At 68.5% G+C, this 2,529-nt stretch carries 2 protein-coding genes and 1 tRNA gene; 2 read left to right on the forward strand and 1 reads right to left on the reverse strand.

Annotated elements, in window-relative coordinates; translation table 11 throughout:
• Positions 1-195: 195 nt before the first annotated feature.
• Positions 196-271, forward strand: a tRNA-His gene (locus tag FREUN1FDRAFT_RS38790).
• Positions 272-762: 491 nt separating this feature from the next.
• Positions 763-1,134, forward strand: a complete 372-nt coding sequence (locus FREUN1FDRAFT_RS47615; protein ID WP_006545922.1) for a ClpX C4-type zinc finger protein — start codon at positions 763-765, stop codon at positions 1,132-1,134.
• Between the two features lie 215 nt (positions 1,135-1,349).
• On the opposite strand, the gene FREUN1FDRAFT_RS38800 is transcribed toward FREUN1FDRAFT_RS47615, so the two are convergent.
• A complete protein-coding gene (locus FREUN1FDRAFT_RS38800) occupies positions 1,350-1,553 on the reverse strand; it encodes a hypothetical protein (protein WP_006545923.1) in 204 nt (67 codons plus the stop codon).
• Between the last annotated feature and the right edge of the window lie 976 nt (positions 1,554-2,529).

Below are 2,529 nucleotides of genomic sequence, written 5' to 3' on the forward strand. Positions count from 1 at the left end.
GATCCGCGCCTCCTGACCTTCCGGCGGCGCCGGAGGTCAGGTGGCACGAACGCAGCAACGCCGCAACGCCGCCCAACCGATCAACGCCGATCGGCATTTTTTCACCGTCGAACGCACCCCGGGCGTCACGGTGGCGCGTTCAACCGGTACGATGGCTCAGCCCGGTTGCGGCCGGGCCCGGTTGATACCGGCATGGTGGGTGTAGCTCAGTTGGCAGAGCACCGGGTTGTGGTCCCGGGTGTCGCGGGTTCAAATCCCGTCACTCACCCCAAAGCGGCGGCCGTTCTGCCTGGCCTTATGGGCTGGGTAGAACCGGTTGGTCAGCGAGAAGTTCGCCAGCCGCGCCGAGCAGAGGTCTACAAGAAGCTCGTCGAGGATGGCCGCCCACCCCGTCCGATGGCCGGTCTCCAGCACTCCGATTTCTACAGCCGGGTGCGGAAGTCCTCCGTCGCCAGGCCGGCCTCCCGTCGGGACTGCGCATCCACGCCCTGCGCCATACCCACGCGGCGTGGCTCATCTCCGGTCGACCGCCGCCGAGCATCCAGCGCCGATTAGGCCACCGGTCGATCACGAACACGAACACGAACACGACCGATACGACCCTCCCCTCCCCGCGGTCGATCAAGGCGGCCTGGCTGCCCTGCGGCCCGCGTACGCGGGCTGTCCATGGTCAGCCGCGCGCAACACACACGCCGGCGACTTGTCAGGTCTACCCTGACAACCTAAGGTGTCAGGGTAGACCTGACACCCCGGGAGTGCGCTGTGACATCGACCGACGCCCTGGACGAGATTGCTCATTGTTCCTTCTGTGGCCAGCCGGATACCAAGGTCGAGAAGTTGGTCGCCGGCCCTGGCGTGTACATCTGCAACGAGTGCGTGGCTCTGGCCGCGTCGATCATCGACGGGACCATCGGCAGCCCCGCTCGACCGCGCACGCCGGTTTGGGAGTCGATGACAGGCGACGAGATGCTGAGCCACATTCCGCGCGTCGCCGCGCACATCGAGCAGGCCGAGGCCGACCTGCGCTCGTGGGTACAGGAACTGCGCCGGCGCGGCGTCACCTGGACCAGGATCGGGGAAGCTCTTGGGATCACCCGCCAGTCCGCTTGGGAGCGGTTCTCCGGCGAGGAGTGACGCGGCCGGGGCAGCCGCCCCGGCTCGGGCGCGGCCGCATCAGCGGCGTGAGGGGCGAAGCTGCCCCGCCGGGCGCACGGGCCCAGGTTCGGCTGCCGGCGGCTTCCCGGCACTTGTCCGTGCTACCCGGCGGCCGGATGTCGGGGGCCGATCAGCCTGGCCGCCGGGCTGTCCGCTGATGGCGCGTGAGCCCGGGCCGGATTTCTGGTTCTAGATCACACCGGCGGGACGAGGCCGACGTGCCGACCCTTGCCCGCGCAGTGGCGGCAGGGCTCCAGATGCGGTGCGGTCCCGCCCTGATCGGCGGCTCGGAGCTCGAACACCGCCCGCCCGCCCCGGCAGGTCAGACAGATCTGATTGATGATGCTCGTACGGCCCGGAGTCGTGTCGGCCCCGGACGGTTGCTCCGCTGTGGTCACCGGTGTACTCACCTCCCCGGTCAGGACTTACCGTGGGACGAGTGGTCTCGCGGCCAGTCAGCGTTCGAGATCGCCTTCGGGATGAACCCACCGGGCGGCGGCGCGGTGCTGGGCCACGGCTCCCAGCTGACCACTGCGCCGGCGGCTACAAGATCAATAGACCGCAGAGTGGACCCATCACAGGCGTGGACGGACACCGACAGATCGCGGGCCGGTCACGATGCCGGCCTTGACGTCGCCCTTCGCGAGGGCCGGACCGCTCACCTCCCCTGTGAACTCTCCCTGCTCGGGCCTGGATGGCTGGTCTTCACCGAACGGTCGAGTCTGCTTGTCGACCGATGACGCTAGCCAACATCGGCATCGTATGAGGTGGAATGCAGCAATGGTCCACCCAACTGTGTCCGCCCCGTCCGCGTCGGCCAGTTCCGGATGGCTCGGTATGCCTGTCGTGCGGTCCTGGCTCTCGGTCCCGGAGTAGCGTCCCGGCACTTCTGGGCTCGCTTGCCACCCGAACCGAGGTGCCGTTTCCCGCCGTTCGACTACCCCTGGATGGCCGTTCCAGCGTTCCCACCTGTGCCTCTTCCCCCGCGTGACGCGGGCAACGCCATTCACGCGAGGCCCCGCGCCGTTTCCCGGACAGCAATCCCCCTCGACCGCACTGCGCGCCCCTACATCAGACAAGTCGCCCATAAACCCCCGAAAGCGACTTTTTCCGTGGCCGCTTCCGGACGGCATCGACTGAGACGCGGATCTCATCGGCACAGGCACGTCAGTGCTTCTCAAGCGGTGGATGCCAGCGAGGCCCGACAAGCGCGACACGCAGAAGAACACGGCACACGGAAAAGGCACCTGGAAGGCCGGACGCCCGGACATCCAGAGGCTTCATCTCGCTCACCTGGACCCATCGCCTGGCAGGCGCGGATCGGACCGGGCAGGGCCGGCCGGGCAGGGCCGGCCGGGCAGGGCCGGGCGGGCC

This window comes from Parafrankia sp. EUN1f (assembly GCF_000177675.1).
Lineage (GTDB): Bacteria > Actinomycetota > Actinomycetes > Frankiales > Frankiaceae > Parafrankia.